Origin of the sequence: Lentzea sp. NPDC058450 (assembly GCF_042721395.1) — a bacterium.
In the GTDB taxonomy this organism is placed as follows: Bacteria; Actinomycetota; Actinomycetes; order Mycobacteriales; family Pseudonocardiaceae; genus Lentzea.
The window spans coordinates 1-21936 of record NZ_JBHXLO010000023.1 but is presented as its reverse complement, the minus strand read 5'-3'; the positions used below and the strand labels follow the sequence as shown (position 1 = coordinate 21936).

19 protein-coding genes and 2 pseudogenes are annotated in these 21936 nt (G+C 69.1%); 9 read left to right on the top strand and 12 right to left on the bottom strand.

Going from position 1 to position 21936, the window contains the following annotated elements:
- Positions 1-3: 3 nt before the first annotated feature.
- Positions 4-648: a 4'-phosphopantetheinyl transferase gene (locus tag ACFWNN_RS29890; RefSeq protein ID WP_382443262.1), complete on the bottom strand. Its 645-nt coding sequence runs from the start codon at positions 646-648 to the stop codon at positions 4-6.
- 2 nt (positions 649-650) lie between these two features.
- On the bottom strand, positions 651-1469 hold the full coding sequence (locus tag ACFWNN_RS29885; RefSeq protein WP_382443261.1) for a metallophosphoesterase family protein: 819 nt from the start codon (positions 1467-1469) through the stop codon (positions 651-653).
- A 753-nt stretch (positions 1470-2222) separates the two neighbouring features.
- Here ACFWNN_RS29885 and ACFWNN_RS29880 point away from each other — a divergent pair.
- Positions 2223-2579, top strand: a pseudogene (locus ACFWNN_RS29880) (transposase); the annotation flags it as partial.
- A gap of 134 nt (positions 2580-2713) precedes the next feature.
- Here ACFWNN_RS29880 and ACFWNN_RS29875 read toward each other — a convergent pair.
- The 5 genes from ACFWNN_RS29875 to ACFWNN_RS29855 form a co-directional block, all read right to left on the bottom strand.
- Positions 2714-3889, bottom strand: a complete 1176-nt coding sequence (locus ACFWNN_RS29875; protein WP_382443260.1) for a sensor histidine kinase — start codon at positions 3887-3889, stop codon at positions 2714-2716.
- A 14-nt stretch (positions 3890-3903) separates the two neighbouring features.
- Positions 3904-5646, bottom strand: a complete 1743-nt coding sequence (locus ACFWNN_RS29870) for a cation acetate symporter (RefSeq protein ID WP_382443259.1) — start codon at positions 5644-5646, stop codon at positions 3904-3906.
- Complete coding sequence (locus ACFWNN_RS29865; RefSeq protein WP_382443258.1) at positions 5643-6044, bottom strand: hypothetical protein; 402 nt, start codon at positions 6042-6044, stop codon at positions 5643-5645. Before ACFWNN_RS29865 ends, ACFWNN_RS29870 begins: the two co-directional genes overlap by 4 nt.
- Positions 6041-6955: a LytR/AlgR family response regulator transcription factor gene (locus ACFWNN_RS29860; RefSeq protein WP_382443257.1), complete on the bottom strand. Its 915-nt coding sequence runs from the start codon at positions 6953-6955 to the stop codon at positions 6041-6043. Before ACFWNN_RS29860 ends, ACFWNN_RS29865 begins: the two co-directional genes overlap by 4 nt.
- Positions 6956-7317: 362 nt before the next feature.
- Entirely contained in the window at positions 7318-7605 is a 288-nt protein-coding gene (locus tag ACFWNN_RS29855; protein WP_382443256.1) for a hypothetical protein, read from the bottom strand.
- Positions 7606-7943: 338 nt separating this feature from the next.
- Between ACFWNN_RS29855 and ACFWNN_RS29850 the strand changes: the two genes are divergently transcribed.
- Complete coding sequence (locus tag ACFWNN_RS29850) at positions 7944-8645, top strand: hypothetical protein (protein ID WP_382443255.1); 702 nt, start codon at positions 7944-7946, stop codon at positions 8643-8645.
- Here ACFWNN_RS29850 and ACFWNN_RS29845 read toward each other — a convergent pair.
- Both ACFWNN_RS29845 and ACFWNN_RS29840 read right to left on the bottom strand, forming a co-directional pair.
- Positions 8623-11112: a DEAD/DEAH box helicase gene (locus tag ACFWNN_RS29845; RefSeq protein WP_382443254.1), complete on the bottom strand. Its 2490-nt coding sequence runs from the start codon at positions 11110-11112 to the stop codon at positions 8623-8625. The two genes, ACFWNN_RS29850 and ACFWNN_RS29845, sit on opposite strands and share 23 nt — an antisense overlap.
- A 10-nt stretch (positions 11113-11122) precedes the next feature.
- Positions 11123-12457 (bottom strand): glutamine synthetase family protein, encoded by a 1335-nt coding sequence (locus tag ACFWNN_RS29840; protein WP_382443253.1) that lies wholly within the window; start codon positions 12455-12457, stop codon positions 11123-11125.
- 305 nt (positions 12458-12762) lie between these two features.
- Here ACFWNN_RS29840 and ACFWNN_RS29835 point away from each other — a divergent pair, with 305 nt between their 5' ends.
- On the top strand, positions 12763-13338 hold the full coding sequence (locus ACFWNN_RS29835; RefSeq protein ID WP_030474059.1) for a MarR family winged helix-turn-helix transcriptional regulator: 576 nt from the start codon (positions 12763-12765) through the stop codon (positions 13336-13338).
- Positions 13339-13784: 446 nt separating this feature from the next.
- Here the strand turns inward: ACFWNN_RS29835 and ACFWNN_RS29830 are convergent, their stop codons facing one another.
- Together ACFWNN_RS29830 and ACFWNN_RS29825 are read right to left on the bottom strand one after the other, a co-directional pair.
- Positions 13785-15140 (bottom strand): pyridoxal phosphate-dependent decarboxylase family protein, encoded by a 1356-nt coding sequence (locus tag ACFWNN_RS29830; protein WP_382443252.1) that lies wholly within the window; start codon positions 15138-15140, stop codon positions 13785-13787.
- A 39-nt stretch (positions 15141-15179) separates the two neighbouring features.
- Positions 15180-17204, bottom strand: a complete 2025-nt coding sequence (locus ACFWNN_RS29825) for a glycoside hydrolase family 95-like protein (protein ID WP_382443251.1) — start codon at positions 17202-17204, stop codon at positions 15180-15182.
- Between the two features lie 380 nt (positions 17205-17584).
- Between ACFWNN_RS29825 and ACFWNN_RS29820 the strand changes: the two genes are divergently transcribed.
- The 4 genes and pseudogenes from ACFWNN_RS29820 (at position 17585) to ACFWNN_RS29805 (ending at position 19965) form a co-directional block, all read left to right on the top strand.
- Positions 17585-18271, top strand: a complete 687-nt coding sequence (locus ACFWNN_RS29820; RefSeq protein WP_382443250.1) for an energy-coupling factor ABC transporter permease — start codon at positions 17585-17587, stop codon at positions 18269-18271.
- Complete coding sequence (locus tag ACFWNN_RS29815; protein ID WP_382443249.1) at positions 18268-18549, top strand: PDGLE domain-containing protein; 282 nt, start codon at positions 18268-18270, stop codon at positions 18547-18549. Before ACFWNN_RS29820 ends, ACFWNN_RS29815 begins: the two co-directional genes overlap by 4 nt.
- Positions 18550-19143: pseudogene (locus ACFWNN_RS29810) on the top strand (energy-coupling factor transporter transmembrane component T family protein); the annotation flags it as partial.
- 72 nt (positions 19144-19215) lie between these two features.
- Positions 19216-19965 carry an energy-coupling factor ABC transporter ATP-binding protein gene (locus ACFWNN_RS29805; RefSeq protein WP_382443381.1) on the top strand — a complete coding sequence of 250 codons (750 nt, stop codon included), beginning with the start codon at positions 19216-19218 and terminating at the stop codon, positions 19963-19965.
- Here the strand turns inward: ACFWNN_RS29805 and ACFWNN_RS29800 are convergent.
- Complete coding sequence (locus ACFWNN_RS29800) at positions 19944-20456, bottom strand: TetR/AcrR family transcriptional regulator (RefSeq protein WP_382443248.1); 513 nt, start codon at positions 20454-20456, stop codon at positions 19944-19946. The genes ACFWNN_RS29805 and ACFWNN_RS29800 overlap by 22 nt on opposite strands.
- A 73-nt stretch (positions 20457-20529) precedes the next feature.
- On the opposite strand from ACFWNN_RS29800, the gene ACFWNN_RS29795 reads away from it, so the two are divergent.
- Both ACFWNN_RS29795 and ACFWNN_RS29790 read left to right on the top strand, forming a co-directional pair.
- Positions 20530-20946 carry a nuclear transport factor 2 family protein gene (locus tag ACFWNN_RS29795; protein WP_382443247.1) on the top strand — a complete coding sequence of 139 codons (417 nt, stop codon included), beginning with the start codon at positions 20530-20532 and terminating at the stop codon, positions 20944-20946.
- The gene (locus ACFWNN_RS29790; RefSeq protein WP_382443246.1) at positions 20943-21845 is read left to right on the top strand and encodes a phosphotransferase enzyme family protein; all 903 of its coding nucleotides are present in this window, start codon (positions 20943-20945) and stop codon (positions 21843-21845) included. The genes ACFWNN_RS29795 and ACFWNN_RS29790 overlap by 4 nt, the downstream gene beginning before the upstream one ends.
- Positions 21846-21936: the final 91 nt, after the last annotated feature.

Genomic DNA, 21936 nt, shown 5'->3' with positions numbered 1-21936 from the left:
AACCTAACTTCGAACGGGCACGGCGATCGTGGTGAGCAGGAGCTCGCCCTGCACGAGCCAGCGGCCGTCGAACCCGGCGATCGGGGTGTCGGGCAGCAGGATGCGCGAGTGGAACGTGCCGTCGGCGTTGAGCGTGATGTCGGCGTCCTCGAACCCGAGCCAGCGGTTCGTGACGGGGAACCACGCCTTGTAGGTGGACTCCTTCGCGCTGAACAGCAGGCGGTCCCAGCAGATCTTCGGGTCGTCTGCCTTCAGGCCGGGCATCCGGCGCAGCTCGGAGGGGATCGCGATCGCCCCGAGCACGCCGTCCGGCGCCGGCTTGTGCGGTTCGGCGTCGATGCCGATCGTCGAGTAGTCCTCGGCACGGGCGAGCGCCGCGGCCCGGTAGCCCGCGCAGTGCGTGAGGCTGCCGACGACACCGGACGGCCACAGCGGCTCGCGCTTCGGGCCCGGCAGGATCGCGGCCGGTGCGACGTCGAGCGACGCCATCGCCTCGCGGGCGCACGCGCGCACCGTGCTGAACTCGAAGCGGCGCTTCGGCACGGAGTTGCCGAGCAGCGCCTCCTCCTCGGGGTAGAGCTCGACGGGGATGTCGTCGTTGTACCGCTCCACCGCCGCGATGGGCGGGGGAAGAAGTTGCTCCAGCACTGTTACGACTCCCGCAGTACGTCGTGCAGCTTCACCTGGGTGGTGCCGCGTGGTTTCCACTCGCGCGGGTAGCCGAGCGAGACCTCGTCGAAGCGCACGCCGTCGTAGCGCGTCGTGCGGGGGATGTGCAGGTGGCCGTAGACCATCTCGACGGCGTTGAACCTGCGGTGCCAGTCGGCGGTGAGAGCGGTTCCGCACCAGAGCGCGAACTCGGGGTAGCGCAGCACGAACGTGGGGTCGCGCACGAGCGGGTAGTGGTTGATCAGCACCGTCGGACCGTTGATCGCGCTGAGCCGCTCCTCGGTCTCCGCCACGCGCGCCTGGCACCAGGCCTCGCGCGACGGGTACGGGTCGGGGTGCAGGAAGTACTCGTCCGTGCAGACCACTCCCGCTTCGTGCGCGATCGCGAGTGCCGACTTCACGTCCGTGGCGCCTTGTGGCCTAAAGGAGTAGTCGTACCCGAGAAATAGTGGACAGACAGTGACGGGGCCGTTGGGGCCGTCGAACGTCACGTACGGGTCCTCGGGCGTGATCACGTCCAGGCTGCGGCACAGCTCCACGAGCTGCTTGTAGCGCATCTCGCCGCGGGCCTGGTTGGGGTCGTCCTTGGTGGTCCAGAGCTCGTGGTTGCCCGGCGACCAGATCAGCTTCGCGAACTTCGGGCGGAGTTTCCGCAGCGTCCACTCGATGTCGGCGAACTTCTCGCCGATGTCCCCGGCGACGATCAACCAGTCCGACTCGTCCGGCGATGAGATCGCTTCCACGACGTCGCGGTTGTCCTGGTAGGAGACGTGCAGATCGCTGGTGGCCAAGAGCTTCACACGTCGACGGTAACCGGGCCGTCAACGACTGGATCATTACCGCTCGATGGAGACAGGAAGCCGTCACCCGGTCGTGTCACCAGGCACACGACCGGTTATCCGTTCGTCGCAGACCGTGCGCCACTCGTCTCAACAGGACCGGCCGCGCATCGCCACCGCACGTCCGTTCATCGCCTTGTTTGGCCTACCTACTTACCTGTTTTCTGGCCGCCTTCTTACTGTGAGCGCTGTCACCTGACGGAAAAAGTCCTGGCGGAGGACCACACCATGACCGACTCACAGTTCGCTCGCACCCCGGACCCGCGGCTCGCGCGGCAGGTCCCGCCCCGTCAGGTGCCTGGGCGCCCCGTGGCCCCGCGTCAGCCGGTCACCGGCCAGATGTCCGGCCAGGTGCCGGTCACCGCGCGCCAGCCGGTCGGCCAGATGCCGACCGCCGCTCGCCCGCCCGTCGGCCAGGTGCCGGTGCGCTACGGCCAGCCGGTGGACCCGCGTCTGGCGGGCAACCCTTCGTTCCGCCGGACGGTCGGTGCCGAGATCGCCCGGCACGCCCAGCAGCACCAGGCGTACGCCGTGCCGCAGCGGCGCACCACGGCCGAGGACACCGCCCTCGCGACCCTGCTCCGCTCCCGTCAGCGCGCCGAGTCCGCCCGCCAGGACCCGCGGCCCGCCGACGTGGCCCCGCGCACCGACTCCTGGATGCGCTCCACCTCCTGGCCCTCCGCCGAGCACGGCGTCGAGGCCGGTCGCGGAGACGTGATCGAGCAGCTCTCGTCGCGGCTGGTCTCGGCGAACCTGTGGTCGCTGGTCGAGCCGCTGATCCCGCCGGCCAAGGTGCGGCGTCAGGGCGGTGGACGTGGGCGGGTGTGCAACCGGTCCGTGTTCACGGCGATCGTGTTCGTGCTGTCGTCCGGGTGTGCCTGGCGGCACCTGCCGGCTTCGTTCGGGGTGACTGTGCCCACCGTGCACCGGCGGTTCCAGGAGTGGACCGACCTCGGGCTGTGGGTTCGGCTTCGGCGCGCCGTGGCCGAAGGAGCCTGCGGGGCTGACGAGGTCGACTGGGTTCGGGCCGTGCTGGACGCGGCCGACCGGCGTGCGGCCAAGGCTGCCAGCTGAGGCTGATCGGGACCGTTCAGGGGATGCAAGACCTGCCGGAGTCACCTTGGGGGTGGCTCCGGCTTCTTGTTTGCGTTGCTAACGAGTGACCGCTCATCGTGCCGGTGGACCGCTTGTCGCGCCGTCCGGTCTCACATGCCGTTGATGCCCGCGTGGTACTTCGGGACGCGGACCGTGATCTTCGTGCCCAGGCCGCAGGCCGTTTCCACCACCAGGCCGTACTCGTCGCCGTAGACGCGGCGCAGGCGTTCGTCGATGTTGCCCAGGCCGATGCCTGCCGACTCGTCGACCTGGCCCGCGAGGGTGCGGCGGAGTTTCTCCGGGTCCATGCCGATGCCGTCGTCCTCGATGGTGATGTGGGCTTCGGCGCCGCCGTCGTTGGCGTAGATCTGGATGTGGCCCGGCTCCACCTTGCCTTCCATGCCGTGGCGGACCGCGTTCTCCACCAGAGGCTGGAGGCAGAGGAACGGGACTGTCACCGGGAGGACCTCCGGCGCCACCTGGAGGGTGACCTTGAGGCGTTCGCCGAAGCGGGCTCGTTCCAGCGCCAGGTACTGGTCGATGGAGCGGAGTTCCTCGGCGAGGGTGGTGAAGTCGCCGTGGCGGCGGAAGGAGTAGCGGGTGAAGTCGGCGAAGTCCAGGAGGAGGGTGCGGGCCCGTTCTGGGTTCGTGCGGACGTACGAGGCGATGGCGGAGAGCGAGTTGTAGATGAAGTGCGGCGAGATCTGGGCTCGAAGCGCTCGCACTTCGGCTTCTACCAGGCGGGTTCGGGAGCGGTCGAGTTCGGCCAGCTCCAGTTGGCCTGCTGCCCAACGGGCCACCTGGTTGGTGGCACGGACCAGTCCCGCTGAGGCTTCCCGGGAGTAGGCGGCGAGCGTGCCCACCACTCGGCCTTCCACGGTCAGGGGGGCGACCACCGCGCAGTTGATGGGGCAGTTGGGTTCCGCGCAGCCTATGTCGAAGGCTTGGGTCCGGCCGGTGTGGAAGACGTCTTCCGCCTGGGCCATCGCGTCTTCCGCGTGGTGGTCGGAGACGCCCTCCCAGGCGACCACCTCTGTCTCGTCGGTCAGGGCGAGGGCCGGGGTGTCCAGCAGGGTGCGGAGGTGCCTTGCCGACTTCTTGGCGGCGTCCGGGACCAGGCCCGCGCGCAGGGGCGGGGCGGCTGACCAGGCTGTGTGGAGGGTTTCGTAGGTGACGCGCTGGGCCTCGGTGGAGAGCTGCTGCTTGTTGCGCGTGCCTCGCCACAGGACGAGGACCGCTGCTCCGCCGACGATCAGGATCGCGGCCGCGGTGAGGAAGTCTTGCATCGGGGCGTCACCTTCTAGCTTCGCTCGTCGGCCTGGGAGTTGCCGGCGCCGTCCAGCCCGAGGTTCTCGGGCGCGTGGAGCTTGACCATCGTTCGTTGCACGCCCGGTGGCGTGTGGCGCTGGGTGAGCAGCGAGACGACGTACATCACGGTGAAGCCGAGGGGGACCGTCCAGGCGGCGGGACGGGACAGCAGGATTTCGTACCAGGCGTCGCCGGTGTCGGCGAACATCGTGACCAGGCCCGCGGTCAGGGCCGGGACGCCGCCCGCGAGCATGCCGGCGATGGCGCCGATGGTGGTCGTCCTGGTGGACCAGATGCCGAGCATGAGCAACGGGCACAACGACGACGCGGCCACGGCGAAGGCCAGGCCGACCATGTCCGCCACGGGCATGCCGGTGGAGATGAACGTCATCGCGAGCGGCACCAGGCCCGCGAGGACCGTGGAGATGCGGAAGCCGCGCACACCGCCCAGGCGCAGGACGTCCTGGGAGAGCACGCCCGCCAGCGAGACGACCAGGCCCGACGACGTGGAGAGGAACGCCGCGAAGGCGCCGCCCGCCACCAGGGCGCCCAGGAGCTGGCCGCCGATGCCCTCGATCATCCGGGTGGGCAGGACGAGCACCACGGCGTCGGTCTGGCCCGTCATCAGCAGTTCGGGGGTGTAGAGACGGCCGAGCGCGCCGTACATCGGGGGCATCAGGTAGAAGACCGACAGCAGGCCCAGCACGATCAACGTCGTGCGGCGCGCCGCGGTGCCGTTCGGGTTGGTGTAGAAGCGCACGATCACGTGCGGCAGGCCCATGGTGCCGAGGAACGTCGCGATGATGAGCGAGTAGGCGCCGTACAACGGGAAGTCCTGGCCGCTCGACATCGGCAGCGACCACATCTCGTTGGTGTTGTGCTCCATCGTGGACAGATGGGGGACCGGGGCGTCCTTCGGGAACGTGAACTCCGAGCCCTGCCCGATGCGGTGGTAGCCGTCGACGAGGGTGAAGCCCGCGTTCTCGATCCGCACGTCGTCGATCACACCGGTGCCCTTGACGAAGATGGGCTTCTCGGCGTGGATCGTCGTGGTCCGCTGGAACGAGACCTCGGTGTCCTGCCGGAACGTCGGGTACTCCGGCTTCGTCAGCGAGTCGGCGCCCTGCACCTGCCACGCGATGATCAGGAACGCGATCGGCACGGCGATCGCGGTGAGCTTGAACCAGTACTGGAACGCCTGCACGAACGTGATCGACCGCATCCCGCCGGACATCACGTTCACCGTCACGACCACCGTGACGATCAGCGCGCCCACCCAGTCCGGCGCACCCGTCACCGTGTTCAGCGTCAGGCCCGCGCCTTCCAGCTGCGGCAACAGGTACAGCCAGCCGATCGCCAGCGCCAGGATCGACGCCACCGCCCGCACGCCGCGCGACCGGAAGCGGGCCTCGGCGAAGTCGGGCAGCGTGTACGCGCCGGAACGGCGGAGCGGCGCCGCGACCATCGTCAGCAGCACCAGGTACCCGGCGGTGTAGCCGACCGGGAACCACAGCATGTCCGGCCCGTAGGCGAAGATCAGCCCCGCGATGCCGACGAACGACGCCGCCGACAGGTACTCGCCGCCGATCGCGGAGGCGTTCCACCACGGCGAGACGGTGCGCGACGCGACGTAGAAGTCGGACGTGGTGCGGGAGACCCGCAGCCCGTAGGTGCCGACCAGGATCGTGCCGAGCGCGATGACCACCACCGCCACGATGGCGTAACCACTCGTCATGGACGTTCGACCAGCTCCGCGAACTCGCGCTCACTGCGCTCGGCCTGCCGCACGTAGAACCAGCCGGCCAGCAGCAGCATCGGGCACGTCGCCACGCACAGCAGGAACCACGGCAGCCCGAGCCCGAGGATCCGGAACTTGCCGAGCTCCGGCTCGATCGCGAACAACAACGGCAGCAGGCCCAGCGCGCCGCACGCCACCAGGCACACCGACAGGCCCAGCCGCCGTTGCGCGCGGATCAGCGTGCGCATGTAGACGGCGCCGAGCTCGCTCTGCTCGTTGATCTCGCGCGTGCCCGAGTACGGGCGTCGTGCGCGGGGTGCCCGTGTGCGCGGGCTCGTCACCACCACGCGCTGGGTCGGTTTCGGGTCCGGCCGCGGAGGTGGCGGCGTCGTCACGACCCCAGCCCGTTCCTCGGTTGCAGGACGCCGGCGGAAGCGGCCTGACCCGCGACGGGTGTGGGCCGGGCGCGGCGGACGAGCAGCTGGCGCAGGTGCCGGGCGTGCCGGCGGCTGACCGGCAGCACCGCGCCGCCGATCGTGACGCTCAGGTGCCCGTCCTCGAGGCGCAGCTCGTCGATGTGGCCGAGCGAGACCAGGTGGCTGCGGTGGATGCGCACGAAACCCGCGCTGCGCCACCGTTCCTCGAGACCGTTGAGCGCCGCGCGGACCAGGCCGCTGCCGGTCGCGGTGTGCAGGCGGGCGTAGTCGCCGTGCGCCTCCACGTACCGGATGTCGGCGAGGCGGATGAACCGGGTGACGCCGCCGAGTTCGACGGGGATGACCTCGTCACCCATCTCCGGCGGCGTGGAGTTGGCCTGCTGCACCGGCGCGGGCGAGGCGGGTTCGGCGGCGGCTGCCTTCGAGTCCCAGACCTCGTGCACGATGCGGTGCACGGACTCCGCGAGCCGCTCCGGCCGCACGGGCTTGAGCAGGTAGTCGAGCGCCTTGAGCTCGAACGCCTCCACGGCGGGCTGCTGGTGCGCCGTCACGAACACGACGGGCGGCGGCTGCGCGAACCGCGACAGCACGCGGGCGAGGTCGAGACCGTCCAGGCCGGGCATGCGGATGTCGAGGAACACCGCGTCCAACGGCTGCCCGGCGTCCATGGCGCGGTGGAGCACCCGAAGCGCCTTGGTGGCGTCGGTGACCGCCTCCACGTGAGCGATGCGCGGATCGGAGCGCAACAGGTACGTGAGGTCTTCCAGCGCGGGCGCCTCGTCGTCGACGGCGAGCACCCTCAGCGAGCGTTCGAGGCTGCCACGTCGATCCGGCCCCTCGCAGATGGGGCAGGGCAGACCTGAGGTCATTCGAGATCGAGTCCAAACTGTGTGCGGCCGATCCTCACGTGGCGGCGATTAGACCACGCTCGGTCATCGCGCGCCGGGTGAGCCGAGGGCGTCGGATACGCGATCATGCCCCCTCACGGAGGGTGACCCGCCGCGGGGGTCCGGTTGCACTGCGTGTGCACCGCGTGTTCCCCCTCCTGCCCGCGCAACCCCGATCGGCCGCATCATCCGCCAGGGGGAGGACGTGCGGAAACCCTCCGATCGGGTGTGTCTCGGATGAGAGACCGATGCCGCTATCACGCAGCGTGCAGTTGCCTGGTCAGGCACGTCGTCCGCTTTTGTCAGTCAAAAAGGCGGCGATCGGACGGGGAAGAGGGCGGTCGCTAGGGCTGCCGGAGCGCGCGGGGCTGTGCGGCGAGCGCGTCACCGAGCGTGATCTCCAGCTCGATGAACGACTCCTCGGCACGCCGGGCTGCCACGCTCACGGACGCGGCGGCGGCGGGGCCGATCAGTCTGCGGGTGGGGGCGCGCAACGCCTGGATGGCCTCGGACCACTGGTTCGAGAGCTTGGCGAGACCGCTCAACGTGTCCACGAGCTGCTCGGTGGTGTCCGGCGGTGACGCGACGATCTCCGCCAGCCGGTCGCGAAAGGCGTCCAGTGCCGGGTCCACTTCACTCCTCCAGCCGGGCTGCGCCAGGAATTTCTCCCACTGGGCATCACCATATCCCGCCCTCAGTGGTGCAGCGCAATGATGTTGCCCCCAACGGCGTCGCGCGGTCAATCGATTGCGCATTCCGTCTCAATTGGCGCTTGTCTCAACTGGGGAATGTGTGTTGTTTCAACTATGGGGGAGGTTTTCCGACGTCACGTAGGGTCCCGGCACTCTAAACGCGGCATTGGTGTTACATCCTCCCGGTGTGCGAATGACCTCTTTTGCCGTAGCCGCTGCGCCGTTTGTGGCGGTAACCGCGTGATATGACTGGGGTTCGCCTGATCTGGGGGGATCACATGAAGTACTTCGTCGTCCGGGACTTCCGGCCCGGCGTGCAGGCCGTCATCCGCACCGGGATGCGCGGTGAACAGATCCACGTCGGGCCCGCCGGCTGGGTGCGGTCGGGCATGCTCCAGTACCTGAAGCGGGTGGACACGTCCGACGCCGCGCGCCGGGTGACCGAGGAGGAAGCCGAGGCGGTGATCGCCGCGAGGCCCGCGCGCCGGTGCTTCCGCGTGCTGTCGGCGGAGGGGCCGCACCTGCCGTTCGCGGTGGTCGCGGTGGACGGCGAGCACGAGCGGGCGTTCACCCGCGAGCTGGCGTGGAGCGCGTCGGAGCTGTTGGCGGGCCTCGCCGGCCGGAGCGGACTGCGGGTCGAGGAGGTGTCGCAGGAGACTTCGGCGGACCTCGAGGCGTTCAAGCTCGCGTTCGCGCACCGGACGTTCCAGCGGGACCACGTGTGGGAGCCGGGCTCGTACCACGCGATCTTCACCAGCGTGGAGGGCGCTCTCGACCTCGCCAACGCGATCGCGCTGGTCCGAGGCGACTCCTGGCAGGAGTACGCCTACCGCAGGGGCGAGTGGGAGCGCTGCTCGTTGCTCAGGGGCATCAGCAACGGCGGCAACACCTACGAGGAGCTGCCGATCAGCCCGGACGAGGCGCGCTGGTTGATGGCGCGCCTCGACGAACGACGGCTCAGAGACGACCCACGTCCGTGATCGTCACGACCGCCTCGCCCAGCTCGTCCGACGCCGCCAGGTCGACCTCGGCGTTGAAGCCCCAGTCCTTGTCCCCGGCCGGGTCCTCGAAGATCTGCCGGCACACCCAGCGCTCGCGCTCGACGTTGATGATCAGGAACGCCGGGCCGCGCGCGTTCGGGCCCGCGCCGATGTCCGAGTGCTCCTCGAAGTACGGCTCCAGCGCGTCCATCCACTCCTTGGCCGTCCAGCCCGACTCGTGGTCGAGCTCGCCGAGGGAGTACCAGTCGCGCTTCGCGGCCAGCTCGACGCGGCGGAACAGCGCGTTGCGGACCAGGACGCGGAAGGCGCGGACGTTGCGGGTGACGGCCGGCGGCAGGTCGACGCGGACCTCCGGGGCGGCCTCGTCGCCGGGGTTGGTGAGCTTCTCCCACTCGTCGATCAGCGACGAGTCGACCTGGCGGACGAGCTCGCCGAGCCACGAGATCAGGTCCTGCAGCTCCTCGGTCTTCGCCTCGTCCGGGACGGTCTGCGACAACGCCTTGTAGGCGTCGGCGAGGTAGCGCAGCACGAGGCCCTCGGAGCGGGCCAGGCCGTAGAACGCCACGTACTCCGTGAACGTCATCGCGCGCTCGTACATGTCGCGGACGACGGCCTTGGGGGAGAGATGGTAGTCGCCGACCCACGGGTGGCCGCGGCGGTAGGTGAAGAACGCGGCTTCCAGCAGGTCGTTCAGCGGCTTCGGGTACGTGACCTCCTCCAGCAGCTCCATCCGCTGGTCGTACTCGATGCCGTCGGCCTTCATCGCGCCGATCGCCTCGCCGCGCGCCTTGTGCTCCTGCGCGCCCAGGATCTGCCGCGGGTCGTCCAGGATGGACTCGATCACCGACAGGACGTCGAGCTCGTAGCCCGGCGCCTCGCGGTCGAGCAGTTCGACGGCGGCCAGCGCGAACGGCGACAGCGGCTGGTTCAGCGCGAAGTTGAACTGCAGGTCCATCGTGAGGCGGAAGTCGTCGCCGTGGCGTTCCACGACACCGGCCGCGACCAGCGCCTTGTACATCGCCAACGCGCGCTTGATGTGCTTGAGCTGCTTGCCCCGGTCCTCGTGGTTGTCCTCCAGGAGGTGCCGCATCGCCTGGAACGCGCCACCGGCGGGACGGCCGATCACGTTCAGCAGCATCGCGTGCGAGACCTGGAACGACGACGTCAGCGGCTCCGGTTCGGCGCCGACGAGCCGTTCGAACGTCGACTCGCTCCACGACACGAAGCCGTCCGGGGCCTTCTTGCGCACGACCTTGCGGCGCTTCTTCGGGTCGTCGCCGGCCTTGGCCAGCGCCTTGATGTTCTCGACCTCGTGCTCCGGCGCCTGCACGACGACGGTGCCGACGGTGTCGTAGCCCGCGCGGCCGGCCCGCCCGGCGATCTGGTGGAACTCCCGGGCCTTGAGGATGCGCGTGCGCGTGCCGTCGTACTTCGAGAGCGCGGTGAACACGACCGTGCGGATCGGCACGTTGATGCCGACGCCGAGGGTGTCCGTGCCGCAGATGACCTTCAGCAGACCTGCCTGCGCGAGCTGCTCGACCAGGCGGCGGTACTTCGGCAGCATGCCGGCGTGGTGCACGCCGATGCCGTGCCGCACCAGCCGCGACAGCGTCTTGCCGAACCCGGACGAGAACCGGAAGTTGCCGATCGTCGAAGCGATCTCTTCCTTCTCGGCCTTCGTCGCCACGTTGACGCTCATCAGCGACTGCGCGCGTTCCAGCGCGGCGGCCTGCGTGAAGTGCACGACGTAGATCGGCGCCTCACGTCCGTGCAGCAGGTCTTCGATCGTCTCGTGCAACGGCGTGGTGACGTACTGGAAGTTCAGCGGCACCGGGCGTTGCGCCGACCGGACCACCGCCGTCGGACGGCCGGTGCGGCGCGTCAGGTCCTTCTCGAAGAACGAGACGTCGCCCAGCGTCGCCGACATCAGCAGGAACTGGGCCTGCGGCAGTTCGATGATCGGGACCTGCCAGGCCCAGCCGCGGTCGGGCTCGCTGTAGAAGTGGAACTCGTCCATCACGACCTGGCCGACGTCGGCGTCGGTTCCGTCGCGCAGCGCGATGTTCGCGAGGATCTCGGCGGTGCAGCAGATGATGGGCGCCTGGTCGTTGACGCTGGCGTCGCCGGTCATCATGCCGACGTTCTCCGGCCCGAACACCTCGCAGAGCGCGAAGAACTTCTCCGAGACCAGCGCCTTGATGGGCGCGGTGTAGAAGCTGCGCTGGTTGCCCGCCATCGCGACCAGGTGGGCGCCGATGGCCACCAGGCTCTTGCCGGACCCCGTGGGGGTGCTGAGGATGACGTTCGCGCCCGAGACGAGCTCGATGACCGCCTCCTCCTGCGCCGGGTACAGCGCCAGGCCGCGCTCGGTCGCCCAGGTGGAGAAAGCGTCGAACAGTTCGTCTTCGTCGGCGATCGAGGTGAGCCGGTCCGTGAGTGCAGTCATCGCAGGTGAACTATAGGTGGTACGCGTATTCGGTGAACTCCCAGTCGGTCACGAACCGCTGGAACCGGGCCACCTCCTCCCACTTGAAGTCCACATAGGACCGGATGAAGTCCTTGCCCAGCACGTCGACCATCGCCGTGTCCTCCTCCAGGTAGGCGAGGGCGTCCGGCAGCGTCGCGGGCAGCGTGGGGGCCTTCGACGGGTCGTAGCCGTAGCCCGCGGACGGCCGCGGCGGCTCGATCTGGTCGCGAATGCCCAGGTAGGTGGCGGCGATCAGGCCGGCGATGCCGAGGTAGGGGTTCGCGCTGGCGTCGCCGAGCCGCAGTTCGAGGCGGGTGGTCTCGCCGCGTTCGGCCGGCACCCGGAGCATCGCGCTGCGGTTGTCGAGACCCCAGTCGATCAGCCACGGCGCGAGCGAGTCCGGCCCGAACCGCTTGTAGGAGTTCACCGTGGGGTTGAGCAGCGCGGCCAGGGCCGGGGCGTGCTTGAGGATGCCGCCGATGGCCCAGCGCGCCTCGTCCGACAGGCCGCTGCTCGTGCCCGGCGCCTGGAACGCGTTGCGGCCGTCCTTCTCGTGGCACGACAGGTGCAGGTGGAACCCGCTGCCGCCGCCGTCGTTGAACGGCTTCGCCATGAACGTCGCGAGCCTGCCTTCGCGCCGTGCGAGTTCTTTCACGCTCGTCTTGAAGCGGAACGCGCGATCGGCCGCGTCCATGGCGGGCGAATGGACGAGATTGATCTCGAACTGCCCGCCGGCGTACTCGTGGTTGCCCCCGGTCGTCTGGAGACCCGCGCTGGAGAGCGTCCGAAGAGTTCTCAACAGATGACCGTCTGAATCGCCGCGGCGGCCCGTCGCGTAGACGTTGCCCGGCTCATCGCAGTAGGGACGCCACCCGTTCGGGCGATCTTCGTCCGGTTCGCACAGAAAATATTCCAGCTCGGGACCGACCACCGGGCTCAGACCGGTGGTCTCGAATATTTCCAGGGCCCTGCGCAGCACCTGCCGCGGCGATTCGTCCACGGGCCTTTCGTCCGCGGGGCTCACGGCGTCGCCGATGCACCACGCCACGCCCGGCTCCCACGGAATCGGGAGGAGCGTGTCGAGGTCCGGGACCACGATCACGTCGGGCAGCCCGGCGTCGAGCACACCCCCGTTCTCCGTGGTCTGACCACCGGGTGTGGTGCTGTAGACAGCTCTGCAGAAGCTCAGTCCGCGCTGAATAACCGCAGGTAGATGCTCTACGAGGACGTCACGGCCCCGATCGGTGCCGAGCAGGTCGGGAAACACGACGCGCACCACGTCGATCCCTTCCTCGCCGAGTCTCGCCGCGAGTTCCCGTGTCACCTGTTCACCGACCACGTCGAACTACCTTTCCGGCACAGTGTGTCGCTGACGCGGAGGGGATAACGTTGAGGGGCAAACGCTATCGACCGCTCCGTGGAGCAAAGACCAGTCGGTGCTCCGCACTCATCGTCCACCACCGGGCAACAGTCCGTAACTGGACGGGTGACGACCGTCACGAGATCATGCACGATGTGGGATCGTGATCAAAGAGGTTGCGGATCGACTCGCACCACATCACAGACATAGTTCGGAACCGCAAGTATTGTGCCGGGAACACCTGAGGTCCGAGCACGGGAGACTTTGAGTTGTCTGGTCACCACACGATTGCCGAGACCGAGAAAGCCGTCCAGGCGAAGCTCGGTGCGGTGCCGCTGCATCGCGAGCAGATGGCGGCGGTGTCGAACATCCACCGCGCCGCCACCGCGATCCGGCAGCACCTGGAGAACTCGGTGCTGCGCACCAGCGATCTGACCTGGACCGGCTTCGTCGTGCTCTGGGTCGTGTGGATCTGGGGCGAGATGGAGACGCGGTACGTCGCCGAGGAGGCCGGGATCTCCAAGGGGACCCTGACCGGCGTCGCCAAGACGTTGCAGTCGCGCGGGCTGCTGGAACGTCTCGGGCACCCGACGGACGGGCGGCTGGCCGTTCTGCGGCTCACCCCTGAGGGTGAAGAACTGATGGCCGACCTCTTCCCCAAGTTCAACGAGGAAGAGGTGTTCGTCTCGGACCCGCTGGAGTCCTCCGAGGCTCAGTCGCTGGCGGAGATGTTGCGGCGGATGGTCACGCATCTCGAGGCCAACGGGGAGCAGCGGCGGTTGGACCTGCGCGGGGACACGCCGTTGCCGCCGCGTCGGTCCGGGCGGCGGGCAAAGCACGGCTAGAGGTTGTGCTGTGTTGTGTGGGCGACTCACCGGGGGTGAGTCGCCCATTCGGCGTTGGGGCCGTTCGTTTTGGGGCATGTCACCAGTGCGGTGGTTGCGTCGGGTGCAAAGACAACTGCGGACGAGCGTGGTCCATGCATCGCCGCTGCGCGACGATAGAGATTGGGGCTTGACTTCGGGGCCCTTGCGAGGCGCTCATCGGCCGGAAAAGGCCGGGCTGAAAAGCGCCCGGCCGAGCTCGAGAAGCTAGCACCTCGCACCCAAAGTCAAGCCCCGATCTCAAGCGTGCGTGGTTGCGTTTGTGCTGGTACGTCACCACACCGCTGTTCCGATGTGCGGCGCTCGTACGGGCTCGGCTTCGCCTTCGCCTTCGCGGCTGGTCGGAGTGTCAGACCTGGTGAGTACGTTGGGTCGCGGGGGAGCCTGTGGCCAAGGGGACCTTTGCGTCAGCGTGCCAGCAGGCTGAGCACGCGGGCGTGGAGCGTGTCTAGGTAGTCCTCGGACTCCGGCTTCATCAGGACGCTGCGGAGCACCCGTGCGCCGTCCGCGTCCGCCGTGATGCCGGGGTGCCGTGCCTCGAAGGCCGCCCTGGAGGCGCGGGCCACGCTCAGGAAGATCGGGTCCTCCGGGGCGTTCATGCCCGTGTCCATGACCCGGTGTGAGGCCGCGTCGATGGCCGAGAGCGTGCGGGGGTCGGTGCGCGGGAAGTACGTGACGATGTCCAGTTCGGGCTCCTGGTAGAGCTCCAGGGAGTCGGACTCGCGGATCATTTCGGACCAGCGGACGGCTGCCCGCCGGCCGGCCGCCAGGACTTCGCCGAGGCCGTCACGTGTCAACGGGAGTAGACGAAGGGTTAGCCAGAGGCCTGCTGCCGCGGCGCCCGCGCGGGAGCATTCCAGGCTGATCTCGCCCAGGTGGAGTTCGTCCGAGGTGAAGTACGTGTACGGGGAGTCGTGGAGGTAGAAGCGGCCCACCTCCGGGTCCTTGAAGAGGACCGCTCCGCAGCCGTAGGGCTGGAGGCCGTGTTTGTGGGGGTCGACGACCACGGAGTCGCAGTCGGCGATGGCCTGCCAGGGGGCCGCGGGGAGGTCTGTGCCGGCCAGGAGGGTGAAGAAGCCCCCGTAGGCGCCGTCGACGTGGACCCTCGCGTCGTAGCGGCGGGTCAGTTCGCGGACCTCGTGGACCGGTTCGATCGCGCCCAGGGCCGTGGTGCCCGGGGTGACGACGACGGTGCCGACCTTGCCCGTTTTGAGGAGGGTCTCCAGGGCGTCCAGGTCCATGCGGCCCCGGTTGTCCGCTTGGACCGCGTGGCCCTCCATGTTGAGGACGCCGCACATCCGGGAGTGGGTGTAGTGGGCCTCCGCGGAGTACGCGATGCCCTGCGTGGGGTGCAGGGAGCGGGCCACGAAGAGGGCCTCCAGGTTGGCGATGGTGCCGCTGGAGGTCAGGTGGCCCAGGTGCTGGGTGGAGTAGCCGAACATCTGCGCGAGGTCGGAGATGATCTCGCGTTCCATGGTGGCGGTGGCCGGGCCGCCGTCCAGGGCGTGGTTGTTCGGGTTGATCAGCATGGCGCTGAGGTAGCCGACGACCGCCGCCGGGTGCGGGGGCTTGAGCATCTGGCCCGCGTAGCGCGGGTGGAAGAACGGGTAGTTGTCGCGCAGGCGGTCCTGGAGTTCGGCCAGCGCCGAGCCGAAGACGGTGGGGTCGACCTGCAGGGACGAGTGGGGTGTGAAGGTGCCGTAGTCGGCCGTCCACTTCTCGTGGTTGGCCAGGGCCTCGTTCAGCCAGTGTTGAAGGTCCACCGCACACCCCGCTCGGTCCCGAAAGTTCGAATTTGTACGTTACGGCAGACCCCAGCGGGAAGACGAGCCGTTCGCGTTCACATCACGGGCTGTGGTGGTGGGGCGCGTGCCGCGGCGCGATACCACGGCGCTCTGGCCTCGGCGGAGCGGAATCTCGATGGCGGAACCGACTGACTTGTACTCCAGACGGCGGCCCCAGGCGTCGCGGACGTCGATGTCGCCCTTGATGCCGTGGTCCAGGAGCAGGGGAGCGCCCGCCTCGGAGTGGATCCTCACCCAGTCTGTGCGGCCGGACGAGCGGGAAGCGTCCACTAGGAACGCTCCCTGCGTGCGCAGGGACGAGATCGAGGCATCGGCCCAAGTGGACGACACCGACGGGAAGACGCGGACGGTGTTGTTGTGCGACTGGACCATCATTTCCAGCACGGCCTGGGCGGACATCAGCGGCGACTCGATGGCGAGGTTGCCGCCCTCCCGGTAGAAGGTGTTCTCGGTCAGGACGGCGTTCGCACCGACCTGCTTGCGGTCCAGGAAGTAGCGCAGGAACGAGAGGGCCTCCTCCGGGCGGTTCATCGCCGACGCCATCGCGGAGGCCGCGCCGTAGCTGTAGCCCGCCCACGCCTCGCGACGGGAGACCCAGTGGTCGAACGTCTTGTCGATCAGCGCGCGGTGTTCGGGCATGTCGTAGGTCAGCTCGCGCAACGGGTAGAACCAGAGCATGTGCGAGAAGTGGCGGTGCGAGTCGTTCAGCGACACGTCCTTGCCGATCAGCGCGCCGTTCGGGCCCTGAGCGTAGGGGACCAGGCGGGTCGCGATGTCACGCCAGCGCGGGTTCTCCTCGATCGAGAGGAGGGTGCGGACGCCCCAGCGGATCAGCGACAGGTCGTAGGTCGTGTCCGTGGCGTTGGCGTACTCGGGGGAGCGCGTCTCCGGGAGGTGGAGCCTGCCGTCGGCGCCCTCGGTGAGGAAGCGGGCGTAGTAGTTGACGGCCTTGGTGAGGATGGGGAAGAGGACGTCCTTGAGGATCTTCCTGTCCATCGTGTGCCGGTAGCCGAGCCAGACGTTGTGGCACGCCCACAGGAGGTTGCCCGTGTGGTCGTTGGGGGCCACGCCGGGGACGCCGCAGTAGCGCGGGCCGGAGCGCAGCGTGCGGTCGCCGGGGTGGCAGATCGCGTAGGAGTTGCCGTCGCGGTACGACGGGTTCACGTTGAGTTCCAGGTTGTGCTCGAAGCGCTTCAACGTCGTGGTGACGGCGTCGAGCTCGTGGTGGTTCGAGCCGTTGATCAGCGGGTACGAGATCTGGACGTTGAGGTTCCACCAGACGGCCGTCCAGCTGTTGCCCTGCTCGGGGAACCACGGGCCCCACTCGGAGATGACCGGCGCGTCGGCGCGGGTGGCGGCGGCCATCTTGTAGAGCTGAAGCCAGTAGAAGCGCTGGACGAGCTTGTCCGGCACGGAGATCAGCGACTTCGCGAAGTAGGCGTTCCACCAGCGGCGGTGCTGAAGGGTCAGCACCTCGAACGGGATCGCGAGCGCCTGGCGGACCTCGCGGATCGCGTCGGACGTGTGCGTGTTCGCGGGGTGCGTGTACGCGACGTGGGCGGCGAACCGGGTGCCGCGGGTCTGCCACGCCGTCGTGTAGCCGCCGCCCGCGTGCAGGGGCTGGGCCGCGTAGGAGACGCCGTTGGCGGTGCTCACCGTCGGCGCCGGGTTCGCCGTGTAGTCCGCCGGCCTGCGGATCTGGCGGGTGGTGGAGGACTCCAGCGGCTGGAAGTTCCACGTCGCGTCGCCGCGGACCGTCGCCAGGAACGTGCTGCGCGTGTTGTGGACGAGCATCGTGAACGTCGCGGAGCCCTGCGTGGTCGTGACCGAGCCGGTGAGCTCGGCGTTCCACAGGTCGAGAGTCCAGTCGACGGCGGTGATCGCGCCGGCGAACTTGAGCGTCAGATAACCGATGGGCAGGCGCGAGAGGCCTACCGCGGCCTCCCAGTGCTCGCGCTGGTCCTGGACCTCCGAGTGGCTGAGCATCAGCTTCAGCTCGTCCGGAGTGCGGCCCGCGTACACCTGGACACCGAGGAAACCGTTGGCGAGAAAGGGACTATCGCCCCAATTCGCCGGAAGCCGCTTCCATTCCATGCGAGCGTCCCGGACCACGTCCCGGTGCACGTTGTGACCCGATGTTTCGGGGGTTGACGGGGCCGCGACCGAGGTGCCCGCGCCCAGTGCGGAAGCCCCCACGGCCGCACCCGTTCCGTACAAAAAGGTTCTACGCGACAGCTCTGTCACTGGATGTCCCTCCGTGCCGGGGCGGCGGCGGAACGGATCTAACCGCAGAAGTCATCCGATGACTAGCGAAGTCTGTGACGATCAACGCCTTCTTGCCTGCAAATCGTTGTTGCACAGTCCTAGCCATAGCCGAGGTCGGGCAATTAGCGTCTCGGCTCATGTCACCTGTTGCCATGCACATGAGCGACGGTCTCCTGAACGCGCCGGTCTCGGTCGTCTTCCTCGTCATCGCGGCGGTGGGCGTCGGGTTCGCGTTGGTCAAGGCCCGGGCGGACCTCGACGACCGCACGGCGCCGATGGCGGGCCTGGTGGCCACGTTCATCTTCGCCGTCCAGATGATCAACTTCCCGATCCTGCCCGGCGCCTCCGGGCACCTCCTCGGCGGTGCGCTCGCGGCGATCCTGGTCGGTCCGTACGTCGGTGCGCTGTGCGTGACGATCGTGCTCGTCGTGCAGGCGCTGCTGTTCGCGGACGGCGGCCTCACGGCGCTGGGCGCGAACGTCACGAACATGGCGTTGATCGGCACCGCGACCGGATTCCTGGTCGCCGTCGCGCTCCGGAAGTTCGCCCTCAGGGGCAAGGGCGGGCTCGCCGCGGTCGCGTTCGTCTCGGCCTTCGTGAACACGCTGCTGGCCGCGACGGGCTTCGTCGTCGAGTACGCGATCGGCGGCGCGGGCGGCGTCGAGATCGGCAAGGTCGCGCTGCTGATGTGGGGCCTGCACGCGCTGATCGGCATCGGCGAGGGCCTGATCACCGCCGCGACCGTCACGTCGGTCGCGGCGATCCGGCCCGACCTCGTCTACCTGCTGAAGGGCAACGCCAAGCCGCTGGAGGTGCGGTCGTGAAGAAGTTCTTCATCGGGTTCGCGTTCGTGTCGCTGCTGATCGCCGGGGTGCTGTCGTACTTCGCGTCGGGCGACCCGGACGGCCTGGACAAGACCGTCGAGGACACCGGCATCGCCGAGCACGCGCAGGAGCACCCGTTCTCGGGCAGCACCTTCGCCGACTACGCGTTCGGCGGCGACGACAAGTTCACCGGGCTCGCCGGCGTGCTCGGCGTGGTCGTGGTGCTGGCGCTGTCGTTCGGCCTGTTCTGGTTCCTGCGCAAGAAGACCGACGCGTAGGTGAGCGGCAGCCACGACGTCCTGCACCACGCCGGCGACTCGCCGGTGCACCGCCTCGCGCCCCACGTGAAGATCCTCGTGGCGTTCGCGGCGGTGCTGGGCGTCGTGGCCACGCCCCGGACGGCGTTCCCGCTGTTCGGGCTGTACCTGCTGCTGATCGTCGCGGTGTGGGCGGTCGCGCGGGTGCCCGTGCTGTGGTTCCTTAAGCGCGCGGTGATCGAGGCGCCGTTCGTGGTGCTCGCGTTCCTGCTGCCGATCTTCGGTACGGACCCGCGCACCGACGTCCTGGGCGTCTCGGTGTCCGTCGAGGGATCACTGGCGGGCTGGAACATCCTGGTCAAGGGCACGCTGGGCGTGCTGATCAGCCTGACGCTCGCCGCGACGACCGCGCCCGGCGACCTGTTGCGAGGGTTGCAGACGTTGCGGGTGCCAGCGCCGTTGATCATGATCGCGACGCTGATGCTGCGCTACGGCGAAGTCGTGGTGGGGGAAGCGAAACGGATGCGGGTCGCCCGCATCTCGCGCGGCGACGACCCGCGGTTCCTGTGGCAGGCCGGGGCGCTCACCCGATCGGTCGGCACGTTGTTCATCCGGTCCTACGAACGCGGAGAGAGGGTGCACCTCGCCATGGTGTCGCGCGGCTGGACCGGCAGGCCTTCCGGCACGATGACGATCGTGCCCAAGACGCCCGCCGCACCCGCCCTGGAGGTCTCGAAGCTCGCCTTCGCCTACCCGGACGGCCACCAGGCGTTGTTCGGCGTGGACCTGCGGGTGGAGCGGGGCGAACGGGTCGCGGTGCTCGGCCCGAACGGTGCCGGCAAGACCACCTTCGCGTTGCACCTCAACGGAGTGCTGTCCGGTGGCTCCGGGTCCATCTCGGTCGCCGGGCTGGACGTGGACCGCGGGAACCTGCGCGAGATCCGCCGCCGGGTGGGCCTGGTCTTCCAGGACCCCGACGACCAGCTGTTCTGCCCGACGGTCGCCGAGGACGTGGCGTTCGGGCCGCGCAACTTCGGTCTGTCCGATGTGGACGACCGGGTCGCGAGGGCGTTGCGGTCGGTCGGCATGGAGTCGGTCGCGGACCGCTCGCCGTTGCACCTCTCCGGCGGTCAACGGCGCCGCGTCGCGCTCGCGTCCGTGCTGGCCTGCTCGCCGGAGATCCTGGTGCTCGACGAACCGTCCGCGAACCTCGAACCGGTGGCCCGCCGCGAGCTCGCCGAGCTGCTGCTCTCGTTGGCGCCCACCATGCTCATGGTCACGCACGACCTGCCGTTCGCCCTCCAGATCTGCCCGCGCAGCGTGCTGATCGACGACGGCGTGGTCGTGGCGGACGGCCCGACCCGCGAGATCCTCGCCGACGCCGACCTGCTGGCGCGGCACCGGCTCGAACTGCCCTACGGCTTCCGGCTCGACTGAAGCCCGGTCAGCACGATCTCCAGCAGCACGGCGGGATTCGCGCCCTCGTGCATGCTCTGGAGCATCCCCTTCATGAGCGCGACCAGGTCCCGGGTCGTGATGTCCGCGCGCACGGCCCCGGCGGCCTGGGCCCGTTCCAGCAGACCGCCGAGCGTGGCGTGCAGGGAGTCGCGCAGCTCTGACGGGACCGCGATCGCGTCGGACATGTCGCGCTTGGCGGCCGCTTCACCGGCCATCTTCGTGAGGAACGCCGTGAGGTCCGCGCCGGCGTCGTCCGAGGGCGCCGCCGAGGAGATCATGGCCTGGACGCGGGACTCCGTGACGGCCTGGAACAGCGCCTGCTTCGTCGGGAAGTGCCGGTAGACGGTGCCGGGCCCGACGCCCGCCCGCGCGGCGATCTCGTCCAGCGGCACGTCGAAGCCCTGCTCCGCGAACAGCTCCCGGGCGGCGAGCAGCACCTTCTCGCGGTTGCGCGCGGCGTCGGCCCTCATCGTTGCCAACCGGGGCGTGCGTTCCGTATCGTCTTAAGCGGGGTCACCGTTCCGATTCTACGAGGGGTCGATCATGACGCGCACACCAGCACAGATCGTCGAACACGTCCGGCGCCAGGTGGCGGGGGAGCAGATGCACGACTCGTTCGCCGACCTCTTCACCGAGGACGGCGTGATGGCCTACCGCTTCCCGGCGCCGTTCCAGGAGCCGGAGATCCAGGGGCGGGAGGCGATCCGCGCCTACTTCGACCGGATGCGCGGCGCGCGGGTCCGGGAGAAGATCGAGATCCAGGACGTCGAGGCGATCACCCGGCTCACCGACGACCCGGACGTCGTCGTCGCCGAGATCACGCATCGCGGCTGGTCGAAGGTGAAGCAGGACTACTACTCGTTCACCGCGGTCGCGATCATCCACTTGCGGGACGGCGAGATCGCCCGGTACGACGACTACATGAACCCGCTGCTGCTGACCGAGCTCCTCGGCGCATGACGTTCGACCTGTCCGCCTGGTGCGCCGCCGAGCTGGGGAGCGGGCCGGTCGAGGTGTTCTACGACCGCGTCTCGATCTCCTCGGTCTTCGGGGTGCGGCTGGCGGACGGGCGTTCGGCGTACGTGAAGGCCCGCGCGGACGACGGCCGGGCGGCCTCGTGCCTGGCCGCGCAGAAGTCGTTGGCGGAGCGGGGTTTCCCCTGCCCACGGCCGCTGACGCCGGTGGTGCGGGCGGACGGGCTCGCGGTGCACGCCGAGGAACCGGTGCCCGGCGGGGAGATGCTGCGGGGCGACACCCCTGACGTCGCCCGGCGCTACGCCGCTGTGTTCGCCTGGTCGATGGCGTTGCTGGCGGACGTCTCCGTGCCGCCGGTGCCCGCTCCCCGCTGGGCCCGGTGGGACCACACCGATCCAGGGTTGTGGCCCGCCATCGACTTCCTCGACGTACGGGACCAGAGCGTCGTGCCGCCGTTCGTCGTCGAGGCCGCCACTCGGCTGCGCAAGCGGTTGCTGGCCACCGATCTGCCGTGCGTCCTCGGGCACGCCGACTTCGAGGCGCAGAACCTCCGCTGGCACGGCGGCGAGGTGCTGGCCGTGCACGACTGGGACAGCCTGGCGTGGCAACCGGAGGCCGCCCTGGTGGGCGCGGCCTCCGGAGCGTTCGCCAACGTGCCGCCACCGGGCCTGGTGCCGGTGGAGAGCTCGGCGGCGTTCATCGAGACGTACCAACGGGTGCGCGGGCGGGCGTTCTCCGCCGAGGAGATGGAGATCGCGTGGGCCGCGAGCATGTGGACCGCCGTGCACAACGCACGGTGGGAAGTGCTGCACGGCGACCCGACCCCGTCAGGTGACGCCGTGCACGAGCAAGGTCCCGAACGGCTGCGGCTCGCTAACGCCTAGGTGTATTTGGCCATCAGGTTGGTTGCAATCGGGTGATGGGTGGGTGGCCTCCGAGTGCGCTGTGGCGGCGTTGAGTGTTGTAGTGCTCGAT